Source organism: Tritonibacter horizontis (assembly GCF_001518015.1).
GTDB lineage: Bacteria > Pseudomonadota > Alphaproteobacteria > Rhodobacterales > Rhodobacteraceae > Epibacterium > Epibacterium horizontis.
The window spans coordinates 1-25,611 of the sequence record NZ_LPUY01000056.1 but is presented as its reverse complement, the minus strand read 5'-3'; the positions used below and the strand labels follow the sequence as shown (position 1 = coordinate 25,611).

The 25,611-nt window shown below is 63.2% G+C and carries 25 protein-coding genes; 11 read left to right on the top strand and 14 right to left on the bottom strand.

The window, feature by feature from the left end; all coding sequences use genetic code 11:
* Positions 1 to 48 precede the first annotated feature (48 nt).
* From hutI to hutU, 4 genes are read left to right on the top strand one after another with little or no spacing between them, the layout of a single operon-like run.
* Positions 49 to 1,266: an imidazolonepropionase gene (gene hutI / locus TRIHO_RS09530; protein WP_068242440.1), complete on the top strand. Its 1,218-nt coding sequence runs from the start codon at positions 49 to 51 to the stop codon at positions 1,264 to 1,266.
* Positions 1,263 to 2,786, top strand: coding sequence for a histidine ammonia-lyase (hutH, locus tag TRIHO_RS09525; protein WP_068242419.1), 1,524 nt, complete (start codon positions 1,263 to 1,265; stop codon positions 2,784 to 2,786). The genes hutI and hutH overlap by 4 nt, the downstream gene beginning before the upstream one ends.
* Entirely contained in the window at positions 2,783 to 3,559 is a 777-nt protein-coding gene (gene hutG, locus TRIHO_RS09520; RefSeq protein WP_068242417.1) for an N-formylglutamate deformylase, read from the top strand. Before hutH ends, hutG begins: the two co-directional genes overlap by 4 nt.
* Positions 3,556 to 5,238 (top strand): urocanate hydratase, encoded by a 1,683-nt coding sequence (hutU, locus tag TRIHO_RS09515; RefSeq protein ID WP_068242438.1) that lies wholly within the window; start codon positions 3,556 to 3,558, stop codon positions 5,236 to 5,238. Before hutG ends, hutU begins: the two co-directional genes overlap by 4 nt.
* 87 nt (positions 5,239 to 5,325) lie before the next feature.
* Here hutU and TRIHO_RS09510 read toward each other — a convergent pair whose 3' ends face one another.
* From TRIHO_RS09510 to TRIHO_RS09495, 4 genes are all read right to left on the bottom strand, one after another.
* Entirely contained in the window at positions 5,326 to 5,724 is a 399-nt protein-coding gene (locus tag TRIHO_RS09510) for a VOC family protein (protein WP_068242415.1), read from the bottom strand.
* Positions 5,725 to 5,895: 171 nt separating this feature from the next.
* The gene (gene dapD, locus TRIHO_RS09505) at positions 5,896 to 6,723 is read right to left on the bottom strand and encodes a 2,3,4,5-tetrahydropyridine-2,6-dicarboxylate N-succinyltransferase (RefSeq protein WP_068242412.1); all 828 of its coding nucleotides are present in this window, start codon (positions 6,721 to 6,723) and stop codon (positions 5,896 to 5,898) included.
* 108 nt (positions 6,724 to 6,831) lie between these two features.
* On the bottom strand, positions 6,832 to 7,431 hold the full coding sequence (locus tag TRIHO_RS09500) for a GntR family transcriptional regulator (RefSeq protein WP_068242411.1): 600 nt from the start codon (positions 7,429 to 7,431) through the stop codon (positions 6,832 to 6,834).
* Positions 7,432 to 7,479: 48 nt separating this feature from the next.
* The gene (locus TRIHO_RS09495) at positions 7,480 to 8,433 is read right to left on the bottom strand and encodes a threonine/serine dehydratase (RefSeq protein ID WP_068242436.1); all 954 of its coding nucleotides are present in this window, start codon (positions 8,431 to 8,433) and stop codon (positions 7,480 to 7,482) included.
* A 152-nt stretch (positions 8,434 to 8,585) separates the two neighbouring features.
* Between TRIHO_RS09495 and TRIHO_RS09490 the strand changes: the two genes are divergently transcribed.
* Positions 8,586 to 9,434 (top strand): LOG family protein, encoded by an 849-nt coding sequence (locus tag TRIHO_RS09490; RefSeq protein WP_068242409.1) that lies wholly within the window; start codon positions 8,586 to 8,588, stop codon positions 9,432 to 9,434.
* Positions 9,435 to 9,509: 75 nt separating this feature from the next.
* On the opposite strand, the gene TRIHO_RS09485 is transcribed toward TRIHO_RS09490, so the two are convergent.
* Positions 9,510 to 9,713, bottom strand: coding sequence for a hypothetical protein (locus TRIHO_RS09485; protein ID WP_068242407.1), 204 nt, complete (start codon positions 9,711 to 9,713; stop codon positions 9,510 to 9,512).
* A 231-nt stretch (positions 9,714 to 9,944) separates the two neighbouring features.
* Here TRIHO_RS09485 and TRIHO_RS24300 point away from each other — a divergent pair, with 231 nt between their 5' ends.
* Positions 9,945 to 11,396 (top strand): M10 family metallopeptidase C-terminal domain-containing protein, encoded by a 1,452-nt coding sequence (locus TRIHO_RS24300; RefSeq protein ID WP_068242405.1) that lies wholly within the window; start codon positions 9,945 to 9,947, stop codon positions 11,394 to 11,396.
* A 38-nt stretch (positions 11,397 to 11,434) separates the two neighbouring features.
* Here the strand turns inward: TRIHO_RS24300 and rlmN are convergent, their stop codons facing one another.
* Positions 11,435 to 12,625 (bottom strand): 23S rRNA (adenine(2503)-C(2))-methyltransferase RlmN, encoded by a 1,191-nt coding sequence (gene rlmN, locus TRIHO_RS09475; RefSeq protein WP_068242403.1) that lies wholly within the window; start codon positions 12,623 to 12,625, stop codon positions 11,435 to 11,437.
* Positions 12,626 to 12,848: 223 nt separating this feature from the next.
* Positions 12,849 to 13,382, bottom strand: coding sequence for an invasion associated locus B family protein (locus TRIHO_RS09470; RefSeq protein ID WP_068242396.1), 534 nt, complete (start codon positions 13,380 to 13,382; stop codon positions 12,849 to 12,851).
* Between the two features lie 222 nt (positions 13,383 to 13,604).
* On the opposite strand from TRIHO_RS09470, the gene TRIHO_RS09465 reads away from it, so the two are divergent.
* Positions 13,605 to 14,627, top strand: coding sequence for an asparaginase (locus TRIHO_RS09465; protein WP_068242434.1), 1,023 nt, complete (start codon positions 13,605 to 13,607; stop codon positions 14,625 to 14,627).
* Positions 14,628 to 14,648: 21 nt separating this feature from the next.
* Here the strand turns inward: TRIHO_RS09465 and TRIHO_RS09460 are convergent, their stop codons facing one another.
* From TRIHO_RS09460 to serB, 3 genes are all read right to left on the bottom strand, one after another.
* The gene (locus tag TRIHO_RS09460; RefSeq protein ID WP_068242395.1) at positions 14,649 to 14,969 is read right to left on the bottom strand and encodes a YciI family protein; all 321 of its coding nucleotides are present in this window, start codon (positions 14,967 to 14,969) and stop codon (positions 14,649 to 14,651) included.
* Positions 14,970 to 15,059: 90 nt separating this feature from the next.
* Positions 15,060 to 15,818 carry a TSUP family transporter gene (locus tag TRIHO_RS09455; RefSeq protein WP_068242393.1) on the bottom strand — a complete coding sequence of 253 codons (759 nt, stop codon included), beginning with the start codon at positions 15,816 to 15,818 and terminating at the stop codon, positions 15,060 to 15,062.
* 8 nt (positions 15,819 to 15,826) lie between these two features.
* Positions 15,827 to 16,702: a phosphoserine phosphatase SerB gene (gene serB, locus TRIHO_RS09450; protein ID WP_068242391.1), complete on the bottom strand. Its 876-nt coding sequence runs from the start codon at positions 16,700 to 16,702 to the stop codon at positions 15,827 to 15,829.
* A gap of 236 nt (positions 16,703 to 16,938) precedes the next feature.
* Here serB and TRIHO_RS09445 point away from each other — a divergent pair, with 236 nt between their 5' ends.
* Positions 16,939 to 18,084 carry a phosphoserine transaminase gene (locus TRIHO_RS09445; RefSeq protein WP_068242389.1) on the top strand — a complete coding sequence of 382 codons (1,146 nt, stop codon included), beginning with the start codon at positions 16,939 to 16,941 and terminating at the stop codon, positions 18,082 to 18,084.
* 85 nt (positions 18,085 to 18,169) lie between these two features.
* Positions 18,170 to 19,765 (top strand): phosphoglycerate dehydrogenase, encoded by a 1,596-nt coding sequence (gene serA, locus TRIHO_RS09440; RefSeq protein ID WP_068242387.1) that lies wholly within the window; start codon positions 18,170 to 18,172, stop codon positions 19,763 to 19,765.
* Between the two features lie 63 nt (positions 19,766 to 19,828).
* Here the strand turns inward: serA and TRIHO_RS09435 are convergent, their stop codons facing one another.
* Complete coding sequence (locus TRIHO_RS09435) at positions 19,829 to 20,122, bottom strand: hypothetical protein (RefSeq protein ID WP_232367751.1); 294 nt, start codon at positions 20,120 to 20,122, stop codon at positions 19,829 to 19,831.
* A gap of 220 nt (positions 20,123 to 20,342) precedes the next feature.
* Between TRIHO_RS09435 and TRIHO_RS09430 the strand changes: the two genes are divergently transcribed.
* Positions 20,343 to 21,077 (top strand): metallophosphoesterase family protein, encoded by a 735-nt coding sequence (locus TRIHO_RS09430; RefSeq protein WP_068242383.1) that lies wholly within the window; start codon positions 20,343 to 20,345, stop codon positions 21,075 to 21,077.
* 243 nt (positions 21,078 to 21,320) lie between these two features.
* Here the strand turns inward: TRIHO_RS09430 and tdh are convergent, their stop codons facing one another.
* The 3 genes from tdh to TRIHO_RS09415 all read right to left on the bottom strand — a co-directional run bounded on the left by tdh (position 21,321) and on the right by TRIHO_RS09415 (position 24,283).
* Positions 21,321 to 22,352 (bottom strand): L-threonine 3-dehydrogenase, encoded by a 1,032-nt coding sequence (gene tdh, locus TRIHO_RS09425; RefSeq protein WP_068242382.1) that lies wholly within the window; start codon positions 22,350 to 22,352, stop codon positions 21,321 to 21,323.
* Positions 22,353 to 22,368: 16 nt separating this feature from the next.
* The gene (locus TRIHO_RS09420; RefSeq protein WP_068242380.1) at positions 22,369 to 23,553 is read right to left on the bottom strand and encodes a glycine C-acetyltransferase; all 1,185 of its coding nucleotides are present in this window, start codon (positions 23,551 to 23,553) and stop codon (positions 22,369 to 22,371) included.
* Positions 23,554 to 23,644: 91 nt separating this feature from the next.
* Positions 23,645 to 24,283 carry a helix-turn-helix domain-containing protein gene (locus tag TRIHO_RS09415; RefSeq protein ID WP_082705087.1) on the bottom strand — a complete coding sequence of 213 codons (639 nt, stop codon included), beginning with the start codon at positions 24,281 to 24,283 and terminating at the stop codon, positions 23,645 to 23,647.
* A gap of 107 nt (positions 24,284 to 24,390) precedes the next feature.
* On the opposite strand from TRIHO_RS09415, the gene TRIHO_RS09410 reads away from it, so the two are divergent.
* The gene (locus TRIHO_RS09410) at positions 24,391 to 25,566 is read left to right on the top strand and encodes an acetyl-CoA C-acyltransferase family protein (RefSeq protein ID WP_068242378.1); all 1,176 of its coding nucleotides are present in this window, start codon (positions 24,391 to 24,393) and stop codon (positions 25,564 to 25,566) included.
* The last annotated feature ends 45 nt before the right edge of the window (positions 25,567 to 25,611 follow it).

The following is a 25,611-nucleotide window of genomic DNA, read 5'->3' as shown; positions in this document are numbered from 1 at the left end:
ATTAAGCGCATAGCGTTTGGCGGGCAAGAAAATTCGGACGAGGGCGACATGCGCGACAGATACGTCTTGGGCGGCGCTCAGCTGGCGACGATGGACCCGAGGACACCCTACGGTTTGATCGAGGACGGCGCGGTGGCCGTGGAGGGCGCGCGGATCGCCTGGTGCGGCCCGGAGGCGGCGCTGCCGCAGGCCTATGCGGACTGGCCAAGACAGGATCTTGGCGGTCGGTTGGTGACGCCGGGGCTGATTGATTGTCACACCCATCTGATCTTTGGCGGCGACCGCGCGGGCGAGTTCGAGATGCGGCTCAACGGCGCGTCCTACGAGGAAGTGGCGCGCGCCGGCGGCGGGATCGTCTCGACGGTGACAGCGACGCGGGCGGCGGACCTGGAGGCGCTGGTCGCGGGGGCGCTGCCGCGTCTGGATGCGCTGATCGCCGAAGGGGTCACCACCGTCGAGATCAAATCGGGCTACGGGCTTGATCGCGATACCGAATGCACCATGCTGCGGGCCGCGCGCCGTCTTGGGGCGGTGCGGGACGTGACGGTCACCACGACCTTTCTTGGGGCGCATGCGGTGCCGGCAGAGTATGCCGGGCGTTCCGATGCTTATCTGGAGGAGGTCTGCCTGCCCACCCTGCGCGCGGCCCATGGCGAGGGGCTGGTGGATGCGGTGGACGGGTTTTGCGAGGGGATCGCCTTTTCGGCTGCGCAGATCGGTCGGGTGTTCGATCTGGCGGCGGCGCTGGGCCTGCCGGTCAAGCTTCACGCTGAACAACTGTCCCATCAGGGCGGCACAAGGCTGGCAGCGGCACGCGGTGCGCTGTCGGTGGATCACGTCGAATATGCCACCGAAGAGGATGCCCGCGCGATGGCGGCGGCGGGTTCTGTCGCGGTGTTGTTGCCCGGTGCGTTTTACACGCTGCGGGAAAGCCAGCTGCCGCCGACAGAGCACTTTCGCACCCACGGCGTGCCGATGGCGCTGGCGACCGATTGCAACCCTGGCTCCTCGCCGCTGACCTCGCTGCTGCTGACGCTCAACATGGGGTGCACCCTGTTTCGCCTGACCCCGCAGGAGGCTCTGGCCGGGGTGACCGTTCATGCGGCCCGCGCGCTGGGGCTTGCGGATCGGGGCTGCATCGCTCCGACGTTGCGGGCCGATCTGGCGATCTGGGATGTCACGCGCCCGGCAGAGCTGGCCTATCGGATTGGCTTTAACCCGCTTTATGCCCGCGTTCACGGCGGCAAACTGGAGACCCGCAGATGATCGACATGATCCCCGGCACCGTGACTCTCGCCACGCTCGAGAGGATTTTTGCCACCGGAACCCCGGCGCGGCTTGACCGTTCAGCCCGAACCGGGGTGGAGGCCGCCGCCGCGATGGTCGCAGAGGCGGCCGCAGGCGCGGCACCGGTCTATGGTGTCAACACGGGGTTTGGCAAACTGGCCTCGACCCGGATCGCCGCCGACGACACCGAAACGCTGCAACGCAACCTGATCCTCAGCCATTCCTGCGGCGTGGGCGCGCCTCTGGCGGAGGATAAGATTCGGCTGATGATGGCGCTCAAATTGCTCTCGCTCGGGCGCGGTGCCTCCGGTGTGCGCTGGGCGGTGATCGAGCAGATCGAACAGATGCTGGCGCGGGGCGTGATCCCGGTGGTGCCCTCGCAGGGGTCGGTCGGGGCCTCCGGCGATCTGGCGCCACTGGCCCATATGGCCGCCGCGATGATCGGCGAGGGAGAGGCCACCTTCGAGGGCGAGCGCCTGCCCGGAGCCGAGGCCCTGCGCCGCGCCGGGATCGAACCGATTGTGCTCGGCCCGAAAGAGGGTCTCGGGCTGATCAACGGCACCCAGTTTTCCACCGCTTGCGCCCTTGCCGGGCTGTTTCAGGCCCTGGACCTGGCGCGGGCCTCGGTCGCGATTTCCGCGCTGACCACGGATGCGATCATGGGGTCGACCGCGCCCCTGGTGGCCGAGATCCACACCCTGCGCGGCCATGCGGGCCAGATTGATGTGGCTGCTGCGATGCGCGCCATCATGCAGGGGTCCGAGATCCGCGACAGCCACCGGGAAGGCGACAGTCGCGTTCAGGACCCGTATTGCATCCGCTGCCAGCCGCAGGTGCTGGGCGCGGCGCTGGATGTGTTGCGCATGGCGGCCCGCACGCTGGAGGTGGAGGCCAATGCCGTAACCGACAATCCGCTGGTTCTGGTCGAACAGGGGCGGATCGTCTCGGGGGGCAATTTCCATGCCGAATATGTCGGCTTCGCTGCCGATCAGATCGCGCTGGCGGTGGCAGAGATCGGCGCGATTGCGCAGCGCCGGGTCGCCTTGATGGTGGACCCGACCCTGAGCCACGACTTGCCGCCCTTTCTAACGCCGAACCCCGGCCTCAACTCCGGCTTCATGATCGCCGAGGTCACGACGGCGGCGCTGATGAGCGAGAACAAGCATCTGGCGAACCCCTGCGTTACCGACTCGACGCCGACCTCTGCCAATCAGGAGGACCACGTGTCGATGGCCGCCCATGGCGCGCTGCGGCTGGCGCGGATGACGGCGAACCTGTCGGTGATCCTCGGGGTGGAGATGCTCTGTGCCGCCCAAGGGGTCGAGGCGCGCGCGCCGCTCAGGACTTCGGCGCGGTTGCAGGATCTGCTGGCCATGCTGCGCAGCGAAATCCCCAGCTTGGGCGAAGATCGCTACCTTGCGCCCGAGATCGAAGCCGCCAGCGCCATGGTCCGTGCGGGCCGCGTGGCCCGGGCCGCGGGCGTGGAGATCGCGGTATGATCGACGTCACGCAAGGGTCCTCGCCACTGGTCCTTGGCCTGCCGCATACGGGGACCGAGGTGCCCGCAGAGGTTGCCAAGGATCTGAATGAACGTGGTCTTGGTCTTGCCGATACGGACTGGCATATTCACGACCTCTATGCGGATCTGGTAGAGGGTGTGACCACCGTGCGCACCCCCATCCATCGCTATGTCATCGACGTGAACCGGGACCCTGCAGGCCACAGCCTCTATCCCGGTCAGAACACCACCACGCTGGTGCCGCTGACGGATTTTGATGGCAATTCGATCTGGTCCCGTGAGCCGGAGGCGGCGGAAATCTCCCGCCGTCGCGACGCCTATCACGCGCCCTATCATGCCGCGCTGACGGCAGAGATGGAGCGGGTGGCGGCCATTCACGGGTTTGCCATCCTCTATGATTGCCATTCGATCCGGAGCGAAATTCCGTTTCTGTTCGAGGGCCGCCTGCCGGATTTCAACGTCGGCACCAACATGGGCACCACCTGCGCGCCCGGGATCGAGGCGCTGGTGGTTGACAGCTGTCAACAGGCCACGGGCTATAGCGCGGTCCTGAACGGTCGCTTCAAGGGGGGCTGGACCACGCGCCACTATGGCCGCCCGGCGCAGGGCTGGCACGCGATCCAGATGGAGCTGGCACAGGCGACCTACTGCGACGAGACCCCGCCCTGGCGCTATGACCCCGCCCGCTCCGACCGACTTCGGGCGCATTTGTCCCGCCTACTCGCCGATTTGACCCAATGGAGGCCCGCATGAGCGATCCGCGCAAGAACACCCGTGATGTCTACCCTGCGACGGGCACGGACCTGACCGCAAAATCCTGGCTGACGGAGGCCCCGTTGCGGATGTTGATGAACAATCTGCACCCCGATGTGGCCGAAAATCCGCACGAACTGGTGGTCTATGGCGGTATTGGCCGGGCCGCGCGCACCTGGAAGGACTTCGACATGATCGTCGACAGCCTCCGCGCGCTTGAGGACGACCAGACCCTTCTGGTGCAATCCGGTAAACCTGTCGGTGTGTTCCAGACCCATAAGGACGCGCCCCGGGTGCTGATCGCCAATTCCAACCTGGTGCCGCATTGGGCCAATTGGGACCACTTCAACGAGCTCGATAAAAAGGGGCTGATGATGTACGGCCAGATGACCGCCGGGTCCTGGATCTACATCGGCACCCAAGGCATCGTGCAGGGCACTTATGAGACCTTTGCCGAGGCGGGGCGACAGCATTACGACGGCGATCTGACCGGCAAATGGATCCTGACTGGAGGTCTGGGCGGCATGGGGGGCGCGCAGCCTCTGGCGGCGGTTTTTGCCGGGGCCTGCTGTCTGGCGGTGGAGTGCAACCCCGACAGCATCGATTTCCGCCTGCGCACCCGATACCTCGACGAGAAGGCCGAGACGCTGGACGAGGCGCTGGAGATGATCGACCGCTGGACCAAAGCGGGCGAGGCGAAATCCGTCGGCCTGTTGGGCAATGCGGCGGATGTCTTTGCCGAACTGGTGGCGCGCGCCAAAGCGGGCGGTCTGCGTCCCGATATCGTGACGGACCAGACCTCGGCCCATGATCCGGTCAATGGCTACCTGCCGCAGGGCTGGACCATGGCCGAATGGAAAGACAAGCGCGACACAGACCCCAAAGCGGTGGAAAAAGCCGCCCGCGCCAGCATGCGGGCGCAGGTCGAGGCCATGTGCGCGTTTCACGCCATGGGGATTCCGACGGTCGATTATGGCAACAATATCCGGCAGGTGGCGCTGGACGCGGGGCTGGAGACCGCTTTTGATTTTCCCGGCTTTGTGCCCGCATATATCCGGCCGCTGTTCTGTCGCGGCATCGGTCCGTTCCGCTGGGTGGCCCTGTCCGGCGACCCCGAGGACATCAGGAAGACCGACGCCAAGATGAAAGAGCTGTTCCCCGACAACGAAGGTCTGCATCGCTGGCTGGACATGGCGAAGGAGCGGATCGCCTTTCAGGGGTTGCCGGCCCGGATCTGCTGGATCGGTCTGGGCGATCGCCACAAGGCCGGCCTCGCCTTCAACGAGATGGTCCGCACCGGCGAATTGTCCGCACCCGTGGTGATCGGGCGCGACCACCTCGACAGTGGGTCCGTCGCCTCGCCCAACCGCGAAACAGAGGCGATGAAAGATGGATCGGACGCGGTGTCAGACTGGCCGCTGTTGAACGCGCTGCTGAACACCGCCTCTGGCGCGACTTGGGTGTCGCTGCACCATGGCGGTGGCGTCGGCATGGGGTTCTCGCAGCATTCGGGCGTGGTGATCTGTTGTGACGGCACCGAGGATGCCGACCGCCGCATCGGCCGGGTGTTGTGGAACGATCCGGCGACAGGCGTGATGCGGCACGCGGATGCCGGCTATGACATCGCTCAGGATTGCGCCCGCGACCATGGGCTGACCCTGCCGGGCATCCTCGGCTAAGCGAGCGCGGCCCCGCACAAGGCGAGCACTGTTTCGCGGCCTTTTCCCCCAGGTTCAGGGGTCGGGCAGACGCGGTTCAGGGGCGGTTCAGGCGGGGACCTGGGCGGGTTGGGTGGCCAGCCACCAGGTTGAGCCGCTCGGTTCCTTGATACCGCCGCGCAGGTCATCGTCCGGGCGTTTGCGCATTGGTTCCTGCACGATCATGCCGCCGGCCGCGATGGCCTGGTCAAAGGCCAGTTGCGCATCCGGCACATAGAGATGCACATGCGCGTCGCAATCCGCAGCTTCGGGCAGGCCGCCGATCATCACCACGCTGTCGTCGATGCGCAGTTCCGCATGCATCAGGCTGCCATCGTCGCGATTGTGTCGTCGCAAAAGAGTCGCGTCAAAGGCCCGCTGCAGGAAGGCGATGGTGCCTTCCGGATCGTGACACACGAGGTAGGGGCTTACCGATGGGTAATTGTTTGGTTTCCAGGATGCTGGCATTCCGCGTGCTCCTTCTGCAAAAACACACCCGGCCGTTTTCTGATGGCCCTTTGTGAAACGTAGCGGGATTTTCCAATTTTTCCACGAGCACAATGTTTCTGAACCAAAAAAACAGGCGACCGGGGCCGCCTGTTCCGTAAAATCGGTGTGCTGTTGGCGCTGGCCGGTGGCTCAGTCGCGCAGCAATTCGTTGATGCCGGTCTTGGAGCGGGTCTTGGCATCGACGCGCTTCACGATCACCGCGCAATAGAGGTTGATCCCGTTCTTGGAGGGCATCGTGCCGGAGACCACAACGGAATAGGGCGGCACCTCGCCATACATCACCTCACCGGTTTCCCGGTCGACGATCTTGGTGGATTGGCCGATGTAGACGCCCATGCCCAGCACCGAGCCTTCGCGGATGATGCAGCCTTCGACCACCTCGGAGCGGGCCCCGATAAAGCAGTTGTCCTCGATGATGGTCGGGCCGGCCTGCATGGGTTCCAGCACGCCACCGATGCCGACGCCGCCGGACAGGTGCACGCCCTTGCCGATCTGCGCGCAGGAGCCGACGGTCGCCCAGGTGTCAACCATGGTGCCCTCGTCGACATAGGCGCCGAGGTTGACGAAAGAGGGCATCAGCACCACGCCGGGGGCGATATAGGCGGATTTGCGGACCACGCAGTTCGGCACCGCGCGAAAGCCTGCGGTTTTCCAGTCGGACGGGCCCCAGCCCTTGAACTTGCTGTCAACCTTGTCCCACCAGCCGGAGCCTTGCGGGCCGCCGGATTGCTCTTCCATGTCCTTGATGCGAAAGCCAAGCAAAACGGCTTTTTTCGCCCATTGGTTCACGTGCCAGTCGCCGCTGTCCAGCTTTTCCGCGACGCGCAGTTTGCCGCTGTCGAGCGCGGCGAGGGTCTGCTCGATCGCGTCGCGGGTTTCGCCGGTGGTGGCGGGGGTGATGGTATCACGGGCCTCCCAGGCGGCCTCGATTGCGGTTTCCAGCTGCGCGTTGGACATATGTTCCAGCTCCGGGTTTTGATTGGATTCGGGCGCTTATAGCCGCATTCAGGCAGGAGGTCATGTCCCGAACGCGCCGATGTGCCGGACAGGCGCGACCGCGCGACCCTAGCTGACCCGGCGCAGATGGTGGCGCAGCGTGTCACAGGCCGATGTCAGGTCCTGCGCGCGCACCGCCGCGATCAGGGCGGCGTGGTCGCTGTCGGGCCGGGCGGTCCAGCGGTCCTGCCAATAGGCAAACAGGTGGCGCGCGGCGGTGATATGCAGGTCCTCGATCGACGCCATCAGGCGCGGCATGCCACAGGGCATGAGCAATGCGAGGTGAAACCGCCGGTTGCAGCGGTCCCAGGTGATCATGTCCGGCGCGGTGTCGCACTCGTCGCGCGCGCGCTCCAGCGCAGCAAGCGATGCCGCTGTGTGGCGGGGCAGGGCATGAGTCAGCGCCAGCACTTCGAGCGCCACCCGCATCTCGATCACCTCGCGGATTTCGGTGGGCTCCAATGCGGTGACGCGCATGCCCTTGTGGGGGATGGATTTCGCCAGCCCCTTGGCCTCCAGCCGCAACAAGGCCTCGCGCACGGGCACATGCGAGGTGTCATATTCGCGCGCGATGTGATCCTGCCGCAGCTTTTGATCCGCCGCCAGATCGCCGGTGACGACCCGTTCCATCAGGGCGCGAAAGATCTTGTCGGCTGTGGTTTCTGTCATGCCCGTTCGATAGGGGGCCGGGAGGCGTCCCGCAAGCGTTTGTGCGGATCAGGCGAAGGAGACGTCCAGCTGTGTGGCGGGATCGCTCAGCGGTTCGGGGTCGATGTTGCCACCACACAGCAGCACGGCGACCTTTTCGCCCCGTTCCGGCAGATAGGCCCCGGACATCAGCGCCGCGAGGGCCGTCGCGCCGGCCGGCTCCACCAGCAGCCGATGGTCGCGCCACAACGCATGTTGCGCGGTTTCAATGGCGGCGTCGGAGACAATGAGGCTCTGCATGTCGGCCGCTTGGGCCAGCTCGAAACACAGATCACCGATCCGGCGCGCGCCCAGCGCGTTGGCGGCGATGCCGCTGACCTCCACATCGACCGGCGCGCCTGTCATAAGGGCCGCTTTCAGCGCGCAGGATGTGGCAGGTTCCACCGCGACGACCTTGCGTTTGCCCTGCAGCCAGCCCAGCGCCCCGGCGATCAGCCCGCCGCCGCCCACTGCGACCAGAACCGTATCGGCGTCCAGGCCCTGGGAGTCCCATTCCGCGAACAAGGTGCCCTGTCCGGCAACGGTGGCCGGGGCGTCATAGGCGTGGATCTGCATGGCGCCGGTTTCCCGTTCCCAGACCTGCGCCGACTCCAGCGCGTTGGCATAAGTGCCTGGCACCACGTCGATATCCGCGCCAGTGGACCGGATCAGGTCGATCTTGGCCTGACCGGCAATTTCCGGCACGTAAATCTTGGCGGAGTGACCAAGAGCGCGCGCCGCATAGGCCACCGCCGCGCCATGGTTGCCACCAGAGGCGGCGACCAGACCCGCCTTGGGCACCGGCTGGGACAGCAGCGTGTTGAAGGCGCCGCGCGCCTTGAAGCTGCCCGTATGCTGCAAGTGCTCCAGCTTCATCTGAACCGGATATCCAAGCCCGAAGCTCTGCACGGTCAGGGTCGGCGTTTCCACGAGGTGCGATGTTATCCGGCTGCGCGCGCCAGAGATCAGGGGCTTCCAGTCCATCATTATGCCTCATCTGTTTGCAGTTGCAGCAAACCCTACGCGTTTATCGGGGAGAGGCAAGAGGCCGCCGGAGTTTCAGCGCTGGTTCGGCGCCGGTATCCGCGATAAGAAGAGGTCTGATTGTTCCTTCCGCAACATAGGCAATATTGATTATGAGTGACGACCGCCACAGCCGTTTTCCGGACGCCAGCGCAGACAGAAGCCGGGCCGAACATGTGCCCGTAACGCCGCAGACCCAATCGCCGGCCTATCAGCTGGCCTTTGCGGACGAGGGGTTTCTGTGCCGCGAGGAACTGCGCCCTGTCCGGTTGCAGCTGGAGTTGCTGAAACCGCAGTTGATGCTGGACGAGCAAGGCGTCGAAAGCACGGTGGTGATGTTTGGCGGCGCCCGCATTCCGGCGCCTGCGGAAAAGGCCAAGGCGCGCACCAAAACACTCGCTGATCTCAGCCATTTTTATGACGAGGCCAGGGTGTTTGCCCGCAAAATGACCGAGAAATCACAGGCCACGGGGAACCGGCGTCATGTGGTCGTGACCGGCGGCGGACCGGGGGTGATGGAAGCGGGAAACCGGGGCGCGGTGGATGCAGGCGGCGTGTCCATTGGTCTCAATATCGTGCTGCCGCACGAGCAGGCGCCAAATGAATACGTGACGCCGGAGCTCTGTTTCAACTTTCACTATTTCGCCATCCGCAAGATGCATTTCCTGATGCGGGCAGAGGCGATCTGCGTCTTCCCCGGCGGCTTTGGCACGCTGGACGAGCTGTTCGAGGCGTTGACCCTGATCCAGACTGGCCGGATGGAGCCGGTGCCCTTCCTGCTGTTCGGGCGGGATTTTTGGGAAAAGATCATCAACTGGGATGCGCTGGCCGATGCCGGCACCATTTCAGAACAGGATCTGAACCTGTTCAAATTCGTCGAAAACGCTGACGAGGCCCTCGCGGTGATCGAGGCCTGGAACCCGGTGCCTGCCCGGCAGAACCTGCCGGGGCGGGAACGCTGAGCCGCGCGTTGTGCTGACCTAAATCCGCCCGCGCCATGCCCGGTATCCGGGCGGCGCGGCTGGCGGAGCGCTGGGTCAGGCCATATCTGCCGGCAACACGCCAAGCGCCTCGCCGCGCGGCAATCGGGTCAGCACCTGGGCGCCGTTTTCGTCCCGGATGGCCAGCCCGTAGCCGCGCAGGCGGAACCGCCATTCCCGCGGGCTGAGCGCCTTGCGGCGCTCCTCGCGCACCATCGTCAAGATGCCATCGTCCATTGTTGCGACCTGCTGTCCAGCCATTGTTCTGCCCTCGGTGGTTGTTGCGGCTCTTTCTGAGCACTGTTTCCGATTCCGAGATTGTCGGCGGGTCGTGGCGCAAATTTTACTTAATTTGGGTAAGAATGGGGCAGCGCGCGATTTTGGCCGCGCGCCGGGACATGGCGTGGCGGGCCGAGGTGCTCGTTTCACGGTTGCAAGCATTCCGCGCGTCGTTGATACTTCTGGTTGAATTCTGTTTGCTGTGGATTTTGAATGACCATTGTCAGTGATTACCGGGCGCTTCTTGCCTACGAGACATATTACGCATCGCGGTGGAACGCGAACGAGAGCCTTGGTACCGGCGCGATTATTACCTACAATTTCCCCGACACGTTCCAGTTGCCCAATCCGAATGGCGATCCCTATGGGGCGGATCGGTATCTGGCCTTCGGCGCAACCCAGCAATATTACGCCAGATTGGCCATCCAGAAATATGCGGCAGCCGCAGGCCTGACCTTTGTCGAGGTCGAGGGGCGGGCAATGATCAACCTTTTTGGTGCAAATGACCTCGATGGTTATTCCGGGTGGGCGCATTATCCATGGGTCCTTTCGACGACCGCGGATCAGGGCGATCTTGTGATGGAGCTCAGCGGCGGGGTCGGGCATAACGTTTCCCCCGGGCGGTTTGAATTTCAGGTCTTGTTGCACGAAATCGGCCATGCCGTCGGTCTGGAGCATCCGCACGACGGCGATTTTACCCTCGATTCGGCAATGGATCATCAAGACTACACGGTGATGTCCTACACCTCTGGCTCGTCCTATTCGCAATCCCTCAAGTCGCTCGATATCCAGGCGCTGCAGCATATCTATGGCAAGGCGGATTATTTTGACGGCTGGCAGATCGAGGCGATGCCCGCGGGGCATGTCCGGGTGGTCGCGACCCAGGGCGATGACGTCATTCTTGCCCCGTACCACAGATCCCTGATGAAGGGTCTGGGCGGAGAAGACAGTATCGTCGGCCAAAACCAAAATGACACGCTTCATGGCGGGAACGGTGATGACACGATGACCGGTGGCCTTGGTCGTGACCATTTGTTCGGCGGCCTTGGCAGCGACGTTCTTTATGCAGGCACCAGCAGTTCAGGGTATTCCGGGTCGGAGCGGAACTGGCTGCATGGCGGCGGCGGCGGCGATTCCCTCCGTGGGGGAGGCGGCCAGGATGTGCTCTATGGCGACAATGGGGACGACACGCTTTATGGCGGCTCTGGCAGGGACCGTCTGCTTGGCGGGGACAAATCAGACCTCTTGTTTGGCGATTTCGGTTCTGCGGGGACCGGCGGCTATCACCGTGACAAAATGTATGGTGAAAACGGCGCGGACACGCTGTATGGCGACGGCGGCAATGACCTGCTGAATGGCGGCAAGGGCGCCGATGCTCTGTACGGGGGGCGCGGCCGTGATGTTCTGTTCGGCGGCGCAGGCGCGGACAGGTTTGTCTTTACCTATGCCGACCTCGACAGCGTCGATGTGATCAAGGATTTCAACCGGCGCAAGGATGTGATCGATGTGTCGTGGTTTGATTTCGCCCTTGATAGCATCGAGGATCTGACCATCGAGACCGGGCGCAAACATACGGTGATTTCGTTCACCGCATCCGAGAGCGACTATGACATCCGGCTGGCGGATTTCACCAAAACCTTGACCGACGATCACTTTATCTTCTGATTGCACCACCGCCCCGGCCATTGCCGGGGCTGAGTGGGTTACTTGGTGACGCCGGCTTCGGCTTCGATCTGGCGGCGGCTCTTGCGGGCGCGCTCTGTTGCGGATTTCAGCTGTCCACAGGCCGCCATGATGTCATCCCCCCGCGTCTTGCGGATCGGCGAGGCATAGCCTGCCTGATAGATGATATTGGCAAAGGCGCGGATGCGATTGTTCGAGGATCGTTTGTAGGGCGCGCCGGGCCATTCGTTGAAGGGGATCAGGTTGATCTTGGCCGGGATCTTGTGGCTCTTGATATGATCAAGCAGCCGGTGCGCATCCTCGTCACTGTCATTCACCCCGTCCAGCATCACATATTCAAAGGTGATCCGCTCGGAGTTCGACACCTTGGGATAATCAGCCAGCGCCTGCAGCAGCGTTTCGATGTTCCAGCGTTTGTTGATCGGCACCAGCACATCGCGCACCTCGTCCGTGGTCGCGTGGAAGGAAATTGCCAGCAGACAGCCGATTTCCTGGGCCGTGCGGGCGATTTCGGGCACCACGCCAGAGGTCGACAGGGTGATGCGCCGGCGGGAGAGTGAAATCCCCTCCGGGTCCATCGCGATTTTCATCGCATCGCGCACGTTGTCGAAATTATAAAGCGGCTCGCCCATGCCCATCAGGACGATGTTGGACAGCAGCCGGGTTTCGTCCTTGGGCGCGCCGGGGGTGGGCCATTCGTCCAGATCGTCCCGCGCCATCATCACCTGGCCGACAATCTCGGCCGGGGTCAGGTTGCGGACCAGCTTCTGGGTGCCGGTGTGGCAGAAGGTGCAGGTCAGCGTGCAGCCCACCTGCGACGAGATGCACAGCGTGCCCCGGTCGTCTTCGGGGATATAAACCACCTCGACCTCGTGACCGCCGGCGATCCGCACCAGATACTTGCGGGTGCCATCGGTCGACACCTGCTTGGACACCACCTCGGGGATGCGGATCTCGAACAGCTCTTCCAGCTGCGCGCGATAGCCCTTGGCAAGGTTGGTCATCGAGGCGAAATCGCGCACGCCCCATTGATAGATCCATTGCCAGATCTGACCGACCCGCATTTTGGCCTGTTTTTCCGGCGTGCCGTTTTCGATCAGCACCTCGCGCATACGGTCCCGCGTCAGACCGACGAGGTTGATCTTGTCCCCCTCCGGCACCTTGCGGGGCAGGGTCAGGACATCTTGGGTAATCGGCGCTGAGGCTGTCATGAGACGGGACTCGCTGGCTTGGAGAAAAGTGTCAGGTGGATGCGGCTCTATATAGGAGATTGGCGCAAGATCAAAAGGAAACTCTGGAAATCGGTGAATCGGCTATCGGGCATGCGTGGCCCGCATGGCCCGTGACCCGGCCGGTGCCAAAGAAAAACGGCGCAGCCAAGGCCCCGCCGTTTGATAATCCCGGTGCGCGCCAGGAGGGATCTGTCCGGCAGGATCAGCCCGCGCAGCGTTTCTCCGCGTCTTCGATCGAAGCGGTAAAGCCCAGAAGCGAAAACGTATCCTGTGTTTGCGTCCCGCGGGACGAACGCGCCGTCAGCACCGCATCGGTGCCGCGTTTCATGGCGGTGATGATTTTCGTGTCGTCGGTCGGTGTGGCCGGCCAGGCCCATTCGCCCTCGGTGAAAAGCTCGAATTCGGCATCGCCGATTGTCATGTTGACGGTCGAGCCGGGCGCAAAGGGATAGCCGCCGGTAAAGGTAACCTGGCCCTTGTTTTCATTGTCGGGCCTGAAGAACACAAACAGGCGGATTTCACTGCGCCGCACGGCAACGACGCGGCCATCCCGTGTGTTCACCATTTCCTTTGGTGCCGATACCGCGATGCACTCGCGCGGAGAGGTCTCCTCAAAGACGCTCCAATCCACATGTGCGCCGACGCGGTTTTCGGTTGTTGCCTGCTGTGCGCCTGCGGAGGTGGCCATGCCAACCAGCAAAAGCGCGCCTGCCAAGCGACGAAAATTCAATGCCATTCGTCCCGCCTCCAAGACTTCTTGTCTTTAGTGTCCCACGGCCTTCGCAGTGTTTTGTACACTGTCTTTGTCCGCATCTCATGATGCGTGACACAAGCATATTAGCGAAACAAGGGCCATGCGCAAATGTCCAGTTTGGCAGGATTTCGCCGCCTTTTCCTTGAAAACCCACCCGTTCCGATGTCTGGTGGCGCAAACTTTCCTGATCGAACGAGCCTTTTGATGTCCCAGCCCTCCCTGACTGCCACCGCCGCCCCCCTGACCGAGATTTGGCGCGGCACGCTGCTGGAGAGCTTGCATCTGGGCCATGCGGTGGTCTGCAATGGCGCCGGCGAGGTGGTGCAGGGCTGGGGCGATCCGGCGACGCTGATCTATCCGCGCAGCTCATGCAAGATGCTGCAGGCCTTGCCGTTGCTGACCTCGGGCGCGGCTGCGCGCTATGGGTTGACCAGCGAACAGCTGGCGCTGGCCTGTGCGTCTCATAACGCGGCGCGCATCCATGTGGACCGGGTCCGGGACTGGCTCGACCAGCTTGATCTGGGCGCAGGGGATTTGCGCTGCGGTGCGCAGATGCCCCGCGACACCGAGGTTCTGCACGCGCTGATCAAATCGGATGACAGCCCCTGTCAGATCCACAACAATTGTTCGGGCAAACACGCAGGTTTCCTGACACTGGCGCAGCATCTCGGGGCCGGGCCGGACTATGTGGAGAGCGACCACCCGGTGCAGCAGGCCTGTCGCGCTGCGTTTGAGGACAGCACCGGCGAAGACAGTCCGACCTATGGTATCGACGGCTGTTCGGCGCCCAACTTTGCCTGCACGGTGACCGGACTGGCCCGCGCCATGGGGCGCTTTGCCTCGGCGCATCGGCGCAGCGGGCGCGAGGATGAGGCCGCTGTTGCCCTGCGCAGCGCCATGGCCGCCCACCCGGAGCTTGTGGCCGGCGAGGGGCGGGCCTGTACGGCGCTGATGCGTGACATGGGCGGCAAGGTCGCGGTCAAGACCGGTGCCGAGGGCGTGTTTGTCGCCATCCTGCCGGAGCAGGAACTGGGCATTGCCCTCAAGGTGGTGGATGGGGCGACGCGTGCTGCGGAATGCGCCATTGCCGCGCTGCTGGTCCGCCTGGGGGCGCTCGACAAGAACAGCCCGTCGGCCAAGGCCTATCTCAACGCGCCGATCACCAACTGGAATGGTATCCACTGCGGCGAGATGCGCCCCGCCGCAGAACTGTTGGCCCGCGCCTGATCGGCGTCGGCCCCGTCAAATCTACATGTCGAGTTCGATGATTTCGGCCACTTCGACGGTGCCGGACCCATCAATAACGCTCGGGCAGCCCTGAGCGAGGGCGCAGGCCTCTTCGATGGTGGCGGTCTCGACCACGGTGAACCCGGACAACGGGTTTGCACCGCCATTGTCGACGATGCCGCTGGCGCTGACCGTCTTGGACAGGCCGACGGGGTTGCCGGGGATGGCGACCGCATCGCCCATGTCGTTGAACCAGCCCATCCAGGCGGCCATGTCCTTTTCCTGTGCTTCGGGGGTCTCGGGCGCTTTGCCGCCATGATAGGCGAAAATGAACTGTGGCAATGAAGGTCCTCCCACTGAATGCGTTCTTGATGACGTCGCCGGAAGGGTAGGCCGGTTTTCGTCGAATCAGCAACAGTCACGGGGTGGGGGTCAGGTCATGTCCCAGATCAGTTTTGCCGCCAGCGTGATGGTGGTCAGCACCAGCAATGGCTTGATGATCTTTGCGCCCTTCTTTTGAGCCAAACCGGCCCCGACCTGCGCACCGGCAATCTGGGCGAGCCCCATCGCGAGGCCGGTAAACCACCAGGGCGTCGCCACCACGGCAAAGGCACAGAGCGCCCCGGCGTTGGAGGCGAAGTTCAGCAGTTTGGTGTGGGCTGTGGCTTTCAGCACGCCGTAACCGGCCAGCCCGACAAAGGCGAGCATATAGAAACTGCCCGCCCCCGGACCAAGCAGCCCGTCATAGGCGGCGCAGAGCGGCACCAGCGTGACGGCAAACACTGCCGGTGACATCCGCCGGGCGCGGTCCACGTCGTTCAGCCCTTTCTTGGTGGCGAAAAACACCGCGATGCCGATCAGCAGCACCGGCAACGCATAGCGGATCAGATCGACGGGTAGCACCGAAACCAGCAGCGCCCCGGCGATGGAGGCGAAAAAGGCGATCAGCGCCGATCCCCATTGGGTGCGAAAATCCACATGGCCGCCGCGCGCATAAGAGAGCGCCGCGGTGGCTGCGCCAAACAGGCCCTGGATCTTGTTGGTGGCCAGGGCGGTCACCGGGTTGGCACCGGCAATCAGCAGGACCGGCACGGTGATCAGGCCGCCGCCGCCCGCCACCGCGTCGATGAAACCAGCGGCAAATCCTGCCAGCATCAACAGCAGCAGGACCTCGAAAGTCACTTCGAACATCTGTGGCCTTATCCTTTGAACGCGTCCCGGCCATAGCCCTGAACATAAAGCAGCGCCGTCAGGTCGCCGTGGTTGATGCGGATGTCGCATTCCGCCGCAACGGTGGGTTTGGCGTGCAGGGCAACGCCCGCGCCGGCCCGGCCCAGCATGCCAAGGTCATTGGCGCCATCCCCGACCGCGATAACATCGGCGTCTGTCAGGCCAAGGCGGGCGGTGATCTGTTCCAGCGCCTCGACTTTGGCTGCGCGACCCAGGATCGGACGGCTGACCGCGCCGGTCAGTTTGCCGTCGGCCACGATCAGCGTATTGGCGCGGTGTTCATCGAACCCAAGCACCGCCGCGACCCGGGTGGTAAAGGCGGTAAAGCCGCCAGAGACCAGCGCCGCATAGGCGCCGTTTGCCTTCATCGTCGCCAGCAACGTGTTGCCGCCGGGCATATAGGTGATGCGAGTGTCCAGAACCTGCGCGATAACGGCTTCGGGCAGATCTTTGAGCAGGCCGACCCGTTCGGTCAACGCGCCCTCAAAATCCAGCTCGCCGTTCATCGCACGGGCGGTGATGTCCTTGACCCGGGCACCGACGCCGGCCTCATCAGCCAGCTCGTCGATGCATTCCTGCTGGATCATGGTGGAATCCATATCCGCCAGCAGCATCTTCTTGCGGCGTCCCTCTGCGGGTTGCACCACCAGATCGACGGCCATCTTCTGCAGGTCGGCCCAGACGTCCCAGCGGTTGTCGGGCAGGGTTTGCAGCGTGAACTCCGCAGCGATGCCGGGGTTCAGCCAGTCGGCCTCGCCGCCGCCCCAGGCATTCCGGAGCGACTCGACCAGGCTGGGCTCCAGCGTCGGGGTGGCAGGATTCACGAGCAGCGTGGCGACGAACATGAGGTTGCTCCGGTGGCATTCGGGTTGCCCTCTCATAACCGGCGCGTGTCAGACGCGCCAGAGGCCAGGGAAACGCAGGGCAAAGTTTCCGATTGGCGTCACACGGAGTCGCATTATTTTGCCAAAGCGACGCAATTGAGCAATTTTTGCAGTTGCACGGAATCAAGCGCCCGCATATCGGTGTCGGCGGGACACCCCTCCCCAACGAGGGGCGCTTATCTGGAAGGATAGCATAAATGGCTATTGAACAACCGGCAACGCGGCCGGCCAATCCGCGTTTTTCTTCTGGCCCCTGTGCCAAACCCCCCACATTTGACCTGTCAAAACTCGCTGGCGCGCCTCTGGGTCGCAGCCATCGCGCTGCTGTCGGCAAGGAAAAACTCCTGTCCGCCATCGAAGGCACCCGCGAGATTCTGGGCATCCCCGCCGAGTACAAGATCGGCATCGTGCCGGCGTCGGACACTGGCGCGGTCGAAATGGCGCTCTGGAACCTTCTCGGTGAGCGCAAGGTCGAGATGATCGCCTGGGAAAGCTTTGGCGCGGGCTGGGTCACCGATGTGGTGAAGCAGCTGAAAATCGACGCCGAGGTGAAGACCGCCGACTATGGCGAGATTGTCGACCTGTCGACTGTGAACCCCGCGCATGATGTGGTATTTACCTGGAACGGCACCACATCCGGTGTGAAAGTCCCCAATGGTGACTGGATCGCCGATGACCGCGACGGGCTGACCATTTGCGATGCGACCTCTGCCGCATTTGCCCAGGATCTGCCGTGGCAGAAACTCGACGTGACCACCTTCTCCTGGCAGAAGGTGCTGGGCGGCGAGGCGGCGCATGGCATGATCGTGCTCAGCCCGCGGGCCGTTGAACGTCTGGAAAGCTACACCCCGGCATGGCCGCTGCCGAAGATCTTCCGCCTGACCAAAGGGGGCAAGCTGATCGACGGCGTGTTCCGTGGCGAGACGATCAACACGCCGTCCATGCTGGCGGTCGAAGACTACCTCTTTGCGCTGGACTGGGCCCGTTCGGTCGGTGGCCTTCAGGGGCTGATCGGTCGCGCCAATGCTAATGCCGAGGCGATCCATGCCTTTACCTATGCCAATGACTGGATCGAAAACCTCGCGGCGGATCCGGCGACACGCTCCAATACCTCTGTCTGCCTGAAGTTCACCGACAAGCGGATCGCCGATGGCGCGAGCTTTGCCAAGGCGGTGGCCAAGCGGCTGGAGGCCGAAGGCATCGCGCTGGACATTGGCGCCTATCGTGACGCGCCCGCCGGTCTGCGGATCTGGTGCGGTGGCACGGTCGAAACCTCGGATATCGAGGCAATGCTGCCCTGGCTCGCCTGGGCCTTTGAGGCCGAGATCGCCGCACAGCGTTGATCCTGACTGCCCGGCGGCGACGTCGGGCAAGACTTCCCCCCTTTTCAGGCCGCCCTCCGGCCCCCGCAGACAAAGGACCAAGACCATGGCCCCCAAGGTACTCATTTCCGACAAACTGTCCGACGCCGCCGTACAGATCTTTCGCGATCGCGGCATCGACGTGGATTTCCTGCCCGACGTGGGCAAGGACAAGGACAAGCTGGCCGAGATCATCGGTCAGTATGATGGCCTTGCCATCCGCTCCGCCACCCGGGTGACGCCCACCATTCTTGAGGCGGCGACCAACCTCAAGGTGATCGGCCGCGCCGGCATCGGCACCGACAATATCGACAAGGAAGCCTCTTCCAAGAAGGGTGTCATTGTCATGAACACGCCCTTCGGCAACATGATCACAACGGCGGAACACGCCATTGCGATGATGTTCGCGGTCGCCCGTCAGATCCCTGAGGCCTCTGCCTCGACCCATGCGGGCAAATGGGAGAAATCGAAATTCATGGGGGTCGAGCTGACCGGCAAGACGCTCGGCGTGATCGGTGCGGGCAATATCGGTGGCATCGTCTGCGACCGCGCCCGTGGCCTGAAAATGAAGGTCGTGGCCTATGATCCCTTCCTGTCGGAAGAAAAGGCCAAGAAAATGCAGGTCGAGAAGGTCGAGCTGGACGCGCTGCTGTCCCGCGCCGATTTCATCACCCTGCATGTGCCGCTGACCGATCAGACCAAGAACATTCTCAGCCGTGAAAACCTCGCCAAGACCAAAAAAGGGGTGCGCATCGTCAACTGTGCCCGTGGCGGTCTGGTCGACGAAGAGGCGCTGGCAGAGGCGCTGAAATCCGGCCATGTGGCGGGCGCGGCCTTTGACGTCTTCTCGGTGGAGCCGGCCAAGGAAAACCCGCTGTTTGACCTGCCCAACGTGGTCTGCACCCCGCATTTGGGCGCGGCCACCACCGAAGCACAGGAAAACGTCGCCCTTCAGGTGGCGGACCAGATGGCCAACTACCTGTTGACCGGTGCGGTCGAAAATGCGCTGAACATGCCATCGGTCACCGCCGAAGAGGCAAAGGTCATGGGCCCCTGGATCAAGCTGGCCGATCACCTTGGCTCTTTCGCGGGCCAGCTCTCGGACGAGCCGATCACCGCGATCAATGTGCTGTATGACGGTGTGGTTGCCGACATGAACCTCGAGGCGCTGAACTGCGCTGTCATCGCCGGCATCATGAAAAACGTGAACCCGGACGTGAACATGGTTTCGGCCCCGGTCGTCGCCAAAGAGCGCGGCATCCAGATCTCCACCACCAATCAGGACAAATCCGGTGCCTTTGATGGCTATATCAAGGTGTCGGTGGTGACGGGCAAGCGGGAACGCTCTGTCGCGGGCACCGTGTTCTCGGATGGCAAACCACGGTTCATCCAGATCAAGGGCATCAACATCGACGCCGAGGTGGGTCAGCACATGCTTTACACCACCAACAACGACAAGCCGGGCATCATCGGTGCGCTGGGCCGCACCATGGGCGATATGGACGTGAACATCGCCAACTTTACCCTCGGTCGCGCCATTGTTGGCGGCGAGGCCATCGCGCTGCTCTATGTGGATGCGCCGGTGCCGGCAGAGGCCCGGGCGAAACTGGCGGAAACCGGTCTTTTCACCCAGATCAAGCCGTTGGAATTCGACGTCGCCTGACCGGGTGTGAACCACCGATGACGATCAACGCGGGCGCGCCATGTGCGGGCCCGCGTTTTTCGGTCAGCTGGCGCGGCTGCGCAAGACGATCACCAGGAACAGGATGGCACTGGCCAGCGTCAGGACGCTGCCCAAAATCGCCAACCCGTCGGTGCCGCCGCTCAGAACGATGGCGATACCGGGGGCGATGGTGCCCACTGCCACAACCGACAGGGCCAGGTGAATGCGCGGCAACAGGCCCTGCGCCGCTGCGGGGACGATGTGGTAATAGGTTCCGTAAATTGCGAACCCGACCCAGCCGATCAGATTAAGATGTGCATGTGCGTTGGCCAGCAGATGGTTCTTGGATGCGGCCATCTGGATGCCCCACACCATACCAACAATGCTTATACAAACGGCCAGTGTCATAAACCCGAATGAAATTCCCTTCATAATAAACTCTTTCCCTGAAACATGGGGCTTTTCGCCTTGTCCGTGGTGCCCCGTTTGACATTGTTTGCCGGAACAAGCCGCTAGTGCGTCCGTATGTTAGCTGAAAACGTGCTGAAATGGCATAAAATGTGAAAGAAGACCTGTTATGACCAAACCAATCTACGCCATCGGTGACATCCATGGGCAAACCGGCCAATTGGAACGCGCGCTGGAGCTGATCGCTGCGGATGGCGGGCCGGAGGCTGAAATTGTCTTTGTCGGCGACTATGTCGACCGTGGCCCTGACAGCCGGGGGGTGATCGACCGGTTGATGCGGGGCCAGGCGGAGGGGCGCAACTGGACCTGTCTCAAGGGCAACCACGACCGCATGTTCACCTGGTTCATGGAACCCTTCCCGCGCGAAGATCCCTATCTGCCGGTGGAGCTCTATTACCTGAACGACCGCATCGGAGGGGGCGCGACCTTGGCGTCCTATGGTGTGGAATGCGGGCCCCGCGACCGGAAATGGGACATCCATGCTGCCGCCCGCGCCGCCGTGCCGCCCGCGCATCTGGATTACCTCGCCGACCTGCCACATTATCACCAGGCCGGAGACCTGCTGTTCGTGCATGCCGGTATTCGCCCCGCTGTCGCCCTGGCAGACCAGGAAGAGCAGGATTTGTTGTGGATCCGTCAGGGCTTTCTCGACGATCCAAGGAAACACCCCTGGCTGGTTGTGCATGGCCATACCGCCGAGGATCATCCCGTCCATTATGGCAATCGGGTCGATATCGATTGTGGCGCGGGCTACGGGCGCACGTTGGTACCGGTGGTGTTTGAGGGACGTGAGTCCTGGTGCCTGACGCCCGGGGGACGCGTCAGACTTGAACCCGGCAGCTGAAAAAACGCGCCGTCATTATGCGCGAGCGTTATTGAGTTTACTAGCGTGATGGTTGTATGGTGGAGCGGTGGCGATTGCAGGTCTTCTCCGCGTCCTCCCGCGGGCCGGTTCCCTGACCGGGGGCGCTGCGTCGCACGCCACAGTGCGTAGTTCATCCCCAACTCGGCAGGCCCCGGTGCGCCCGGCGGCCTGCCTTTTTCGGTCGGGTCGGGGGCGCGTTTGGGGCGCGTCTTGGGCGGCGGCTCAGCCGCCGGTCCAGTGCAGCACCACCTTGCCGCTCTGACCGGATTTCATCGCGGCAAATCCCGCGGCAAAGTCGTCAACGGCGAACCGATGGGTGATCACCCGGCTCACATCGAGGCCATTTTGCAGCATGGCGATCATCTTGTACCAGGTCTCGAACATCTCGCGGCCATAGACGCCTTTGAGGGTGATCGCCTTGAACACGATGCGGGACCAATCGACCGGAGATTTTCCGGGCGGAATCCCCAGCAGGGCGATCTTTCCGCCCATCACCAGGGCTTCGACCATCTGGTCGAGGGCGGCCTGACTGCCTGACATCTCCAGCCCGACGTCGAACCCCTGTTTCAGGCCCAGTTCGTGGATGACGTCGTTCAGATCCTCCTGCGCGACATTGACCGCGCGCACCTTGGCCACCTCGGTCGCCAGCGCCAGTCGGTCCGGGTTCACATCGGTGATCACCACATGGCGCGCGCCGGCATGGCGCGCGACGGCGGCGGCCATGATGCCGATGGGGCCTGCCCCCGTGATCAGCACATCCTCGCCCAGCAGATCAAAGCTCAGCGCCGTATGCACCGCATTTCCAAGCGGATCGAGGATGGCGCCGATTTCATCCGGGATATCATCGGGCAGCGGCACCACGTTGAAGGCGGGCAGCCGCAGATACTGGGCAAAGGCCCCCTGTTCGTTGACGCCGATGCCACGGGTGCCGGGATCAAGGTGAAACTTGCCGGACCGGGATTGTCGGCTGTCCTTGCCGATCAGATGCCCCTCGCCAGAGCAGCGCTGGCCAATCGACAGCCCGGTGACATCGCGGCCGATCTCGACGATCTCGCCCGCAAACTCGTGGCCGGTGATCATCGGCACGGGAACGGTATGCGCGGCCCAGTCGTCCCAGTTCCAGATGTGGATGTCGGTACCACAGATACCGGTGGTGTTGACCTTGATCAGCACCTCGTCCGGGCCGATGTCCGGCACCGGCGCCTGGACCATCCAAAGCCCCGGTTCGGGCTTTGATTTTTCCAGGGCTTTCATCGTGTTAGGTCTCATGTCAGATCACTCCACAGGCCTTGCCGACCCGCTCAAACGCGCCGAGGGCACGGGTCAGTTCGTCACGGGTCAGGGCGGCATTCATCTGGGTGCGGATACGGGCCTGGCCCTTTGGCACCACCGGAAAGAAGAAACCGGAGACATAGACGCCTTCGTCAAAGAGACGTGCTGCCATTTCCTGCGCCAGTTTGGCGTCGCCCAGCATGACCGGAATGATCGGATGTTCGCCGGGCAACAGATCAAACCCGAGTTCGGTCAGCCCGGCACGCCAGAATTTGGTGTTCTCGAACAACTGTGTCCGCAGCGCGGCGCCCTCTTCGACCAGCCGGATCGCCTCAATCCCGGCGGCAACCACCGCAGGCGGCAGGGCGTTGGAAAACAGATAGGGCCGGGCCCGTTGCCGCAAGAGGTCGATCACCGGCTGCGGACCCGCGATATAGCCGCCAATCGCCCCGCCCAGCGCCTTGCCCAGAGTGCCGGTCAGAATGTCGATCCCGACACCAAAATGATCCGGCGTGCCGGCGCCGCGTGGCCCCATAAACCCTGTGGCGTGGCAGTCATCCACCATCACAATGGCGTCGTAACGGTCGGCAATTTCACGGATATCCGGCAGCTTGGCGAGGGTGCCATCCATCGAGAACACCCCATCCGTCGCAATCATGATATGCCGGGCGCCCTTGGCGCGCGCTTCTTTCAGCCGTGCCTCCAGATCCGCCATGTCATTGTTGGCGTAGCGATAGCGCTGGGCCTTGCACAAACGGATGCCGTCAATGATCGAAGCATGGTTGAGACTGTCAGAGACGATGGCATCTTCTGGCCCAAGCAGGGGTTCGAACAATCCGCCGTTGGCGTCGAAACAGGCCGCAAAAAGGATCGAATCCGCGGTGCCGAGAAACTGCGCGAGCCGCTGTTCCAGCGCCCGGTGCAGATCCTGAGTGCCACAGATGAAGCGGACCGACGCCATGCCATAGCCCTTGGTCGTCATGGCCTCCTGGGCGGCGGAGATCAGCGCTGGATGATCGGCCAGACCGAGATAGTTATTGGCACAGAGGTTGATGACCGCGCGGTCCCTCACCCGGATTTCGCCGCCCTGTGGCGAGGTGATCATACGCTCGCGCTTGTACAGGCCGTCGGCATCAATCTGCGTCAGGGTATCGCTGATGTGGCTGAGAAAGGCATTGGACATGAGCACGACTCCGGTTGTTTCCGGAAGTCTGTCATAGTGGATATGTGTCCGTAAAGATGGAAATTACGGTTTAGTGGAAAAAATTCCGTGATTACGGATTTTTCACAGGTGCGTCTTTTGCGGCGTCCCCCGGTGGGGGCGGCGGGCCATCATGGGGCCTTGGCTTGCCGGTCTTGACGATCAGGAACACCCGCGCGGCGCCTTCTGGTGCCATGATCGCATGTCCGACATCAGCGGCATAGCGCGCGGTATCACCGGGATAGAGGTAGTCTTTTGCGGTGCCGGACGTCACCACGACAGTCCCTTCCAGCACGGTGAGATGTTCGACCGTTCCGGGCCCATGCGCGGCGCTAACCAGGGCGCCGTCCGGCTGAAACCGGATGTCATAGACCTCGTGACCGCCGACGTCTTCGGGCGGCGAGAGGATGGCGATGCTGCAATAGGCCATCTTGTTGTCGATCACCGGCACGTCACGCGCGCGCAGCACTTCGACCCGGTCCTCGGCATCGCGGGTTTCCAGCAGGCCGGCAAAGTCCACCTGCAGGGCGCGGGTGAGGTTCCAGAGTGTCGCAATGGTCGGAGAGCTTTCGCCCCGTTCGATCTGGCTCACCATCGAGCGGCTGACCCCGGAGAGGTTGGCCACCGCCTCCAGGCTGAGACCCTGCGCGCGACGTGCCTCTTTCAGGCGGGCGGGCAAAAGGGTCAGGATATCGTCTGTCGTGTCCGTCATAACGGAGTAGTGGCGTGGTGTGTGCAGCCTGTCAATGACGGGACGTAGCGCGCGACAGGGCGTTTCTGCGAATGCATAGTGGGCGGGACGAACATGAGGAGAAAGACATGACGGATATCGTGATTCTGGATGGCGCGCGTACCGCAATCGGGACCTTTGGCGGGTCGTTGGCGGCGACGCCGCCGATTGATCTTGCCACCATCGTGGCGCAGGCCGCAATGGAGCGGGCCGGGGTGGAGCCGGCACAGATCGGCACGGTCGTCTACGGCCATGTGATCAACACCGAACCGCGCGACATGTATCTGTCGCGGGTGGCGGCGATGCAGGCCGGTGTCCCGGACAGCACGCCTGCGATGAATGTGAACCGGCTTTGCGGCTCGGGCGCGCAGGCGATTGTGTCTGGAATTCAGGCGCTTATGCTTGGGGACGCGGAGTTTGCGCTGACCGGCGGCGCCGAAAGCATGTCGCGCAGCCCATTCATCACCCCGTCGACCCGCTGGGGTCAGAAGATGGGCGATGTGGCCTCGCTCGACATGATGCTGGGGGCGCTGAACTGTCCCTTTGGCACCGGTCACATGGGGGTCACGGCGGAAAACGTCGCTGATGAGAACGAAATCACCCGCGAAGACATGGATGCCTTTGCCCTGTCCAGCCAGACCCGCGCCGCCGCCGCCATCGAGGCGGGGTATTTCCGCGACCAGATCGTGCCGGTCGATGTGCGTGTGAAACGCGACATGGTGCCCTTTGAGGTCGATGAACACCCCAAGGGAACCTCGCTGGAGGCGCTGGCCGGGCTGCGGGCCGTGTTCAAGAAAGATGGTCGGGTGACGGCTGGCAATGCCTCCGGGATCAATGACGGCGCCGCCGCGCTGGTTCTGGCGCGGGCAGATGCGGCAGAGAGGGCCGGTCTGAAACCAAAGGCGCGTATCCTTGGCTATGCCCATGCCGGTGTCCGTCCGGAGGTCATGGGCATCGGTCCGATCCCCGCAGTCGAGCAGCTATTGAAGCGGATTGACATGACGGCGGATGATTTTGATCTGATCGAGTCGAATGAGGCCTTTGCCGCGCAGGCCCTGGCGGTGAACAAGGTGCTGGGGCTGGATCCGGCCAAGGTGAACCCCAATGGCGGTGCGATCGCGCTGGGCCATCCTGTCGGAGCCACCGGCGCGATCATCACGGTCAAGGCGCTGTATGAGCTGGAGCGGACCGGCGGCAAGCGGGCAATCATCACCATGTGCATCGGCGGTGGCCAGGGCATCGCGGTGGCGATTGAACGGCTGTAGGCCTGCGCCAACTGGCCGGGGCGCCGTGAGGGGGCTGATGGGGGA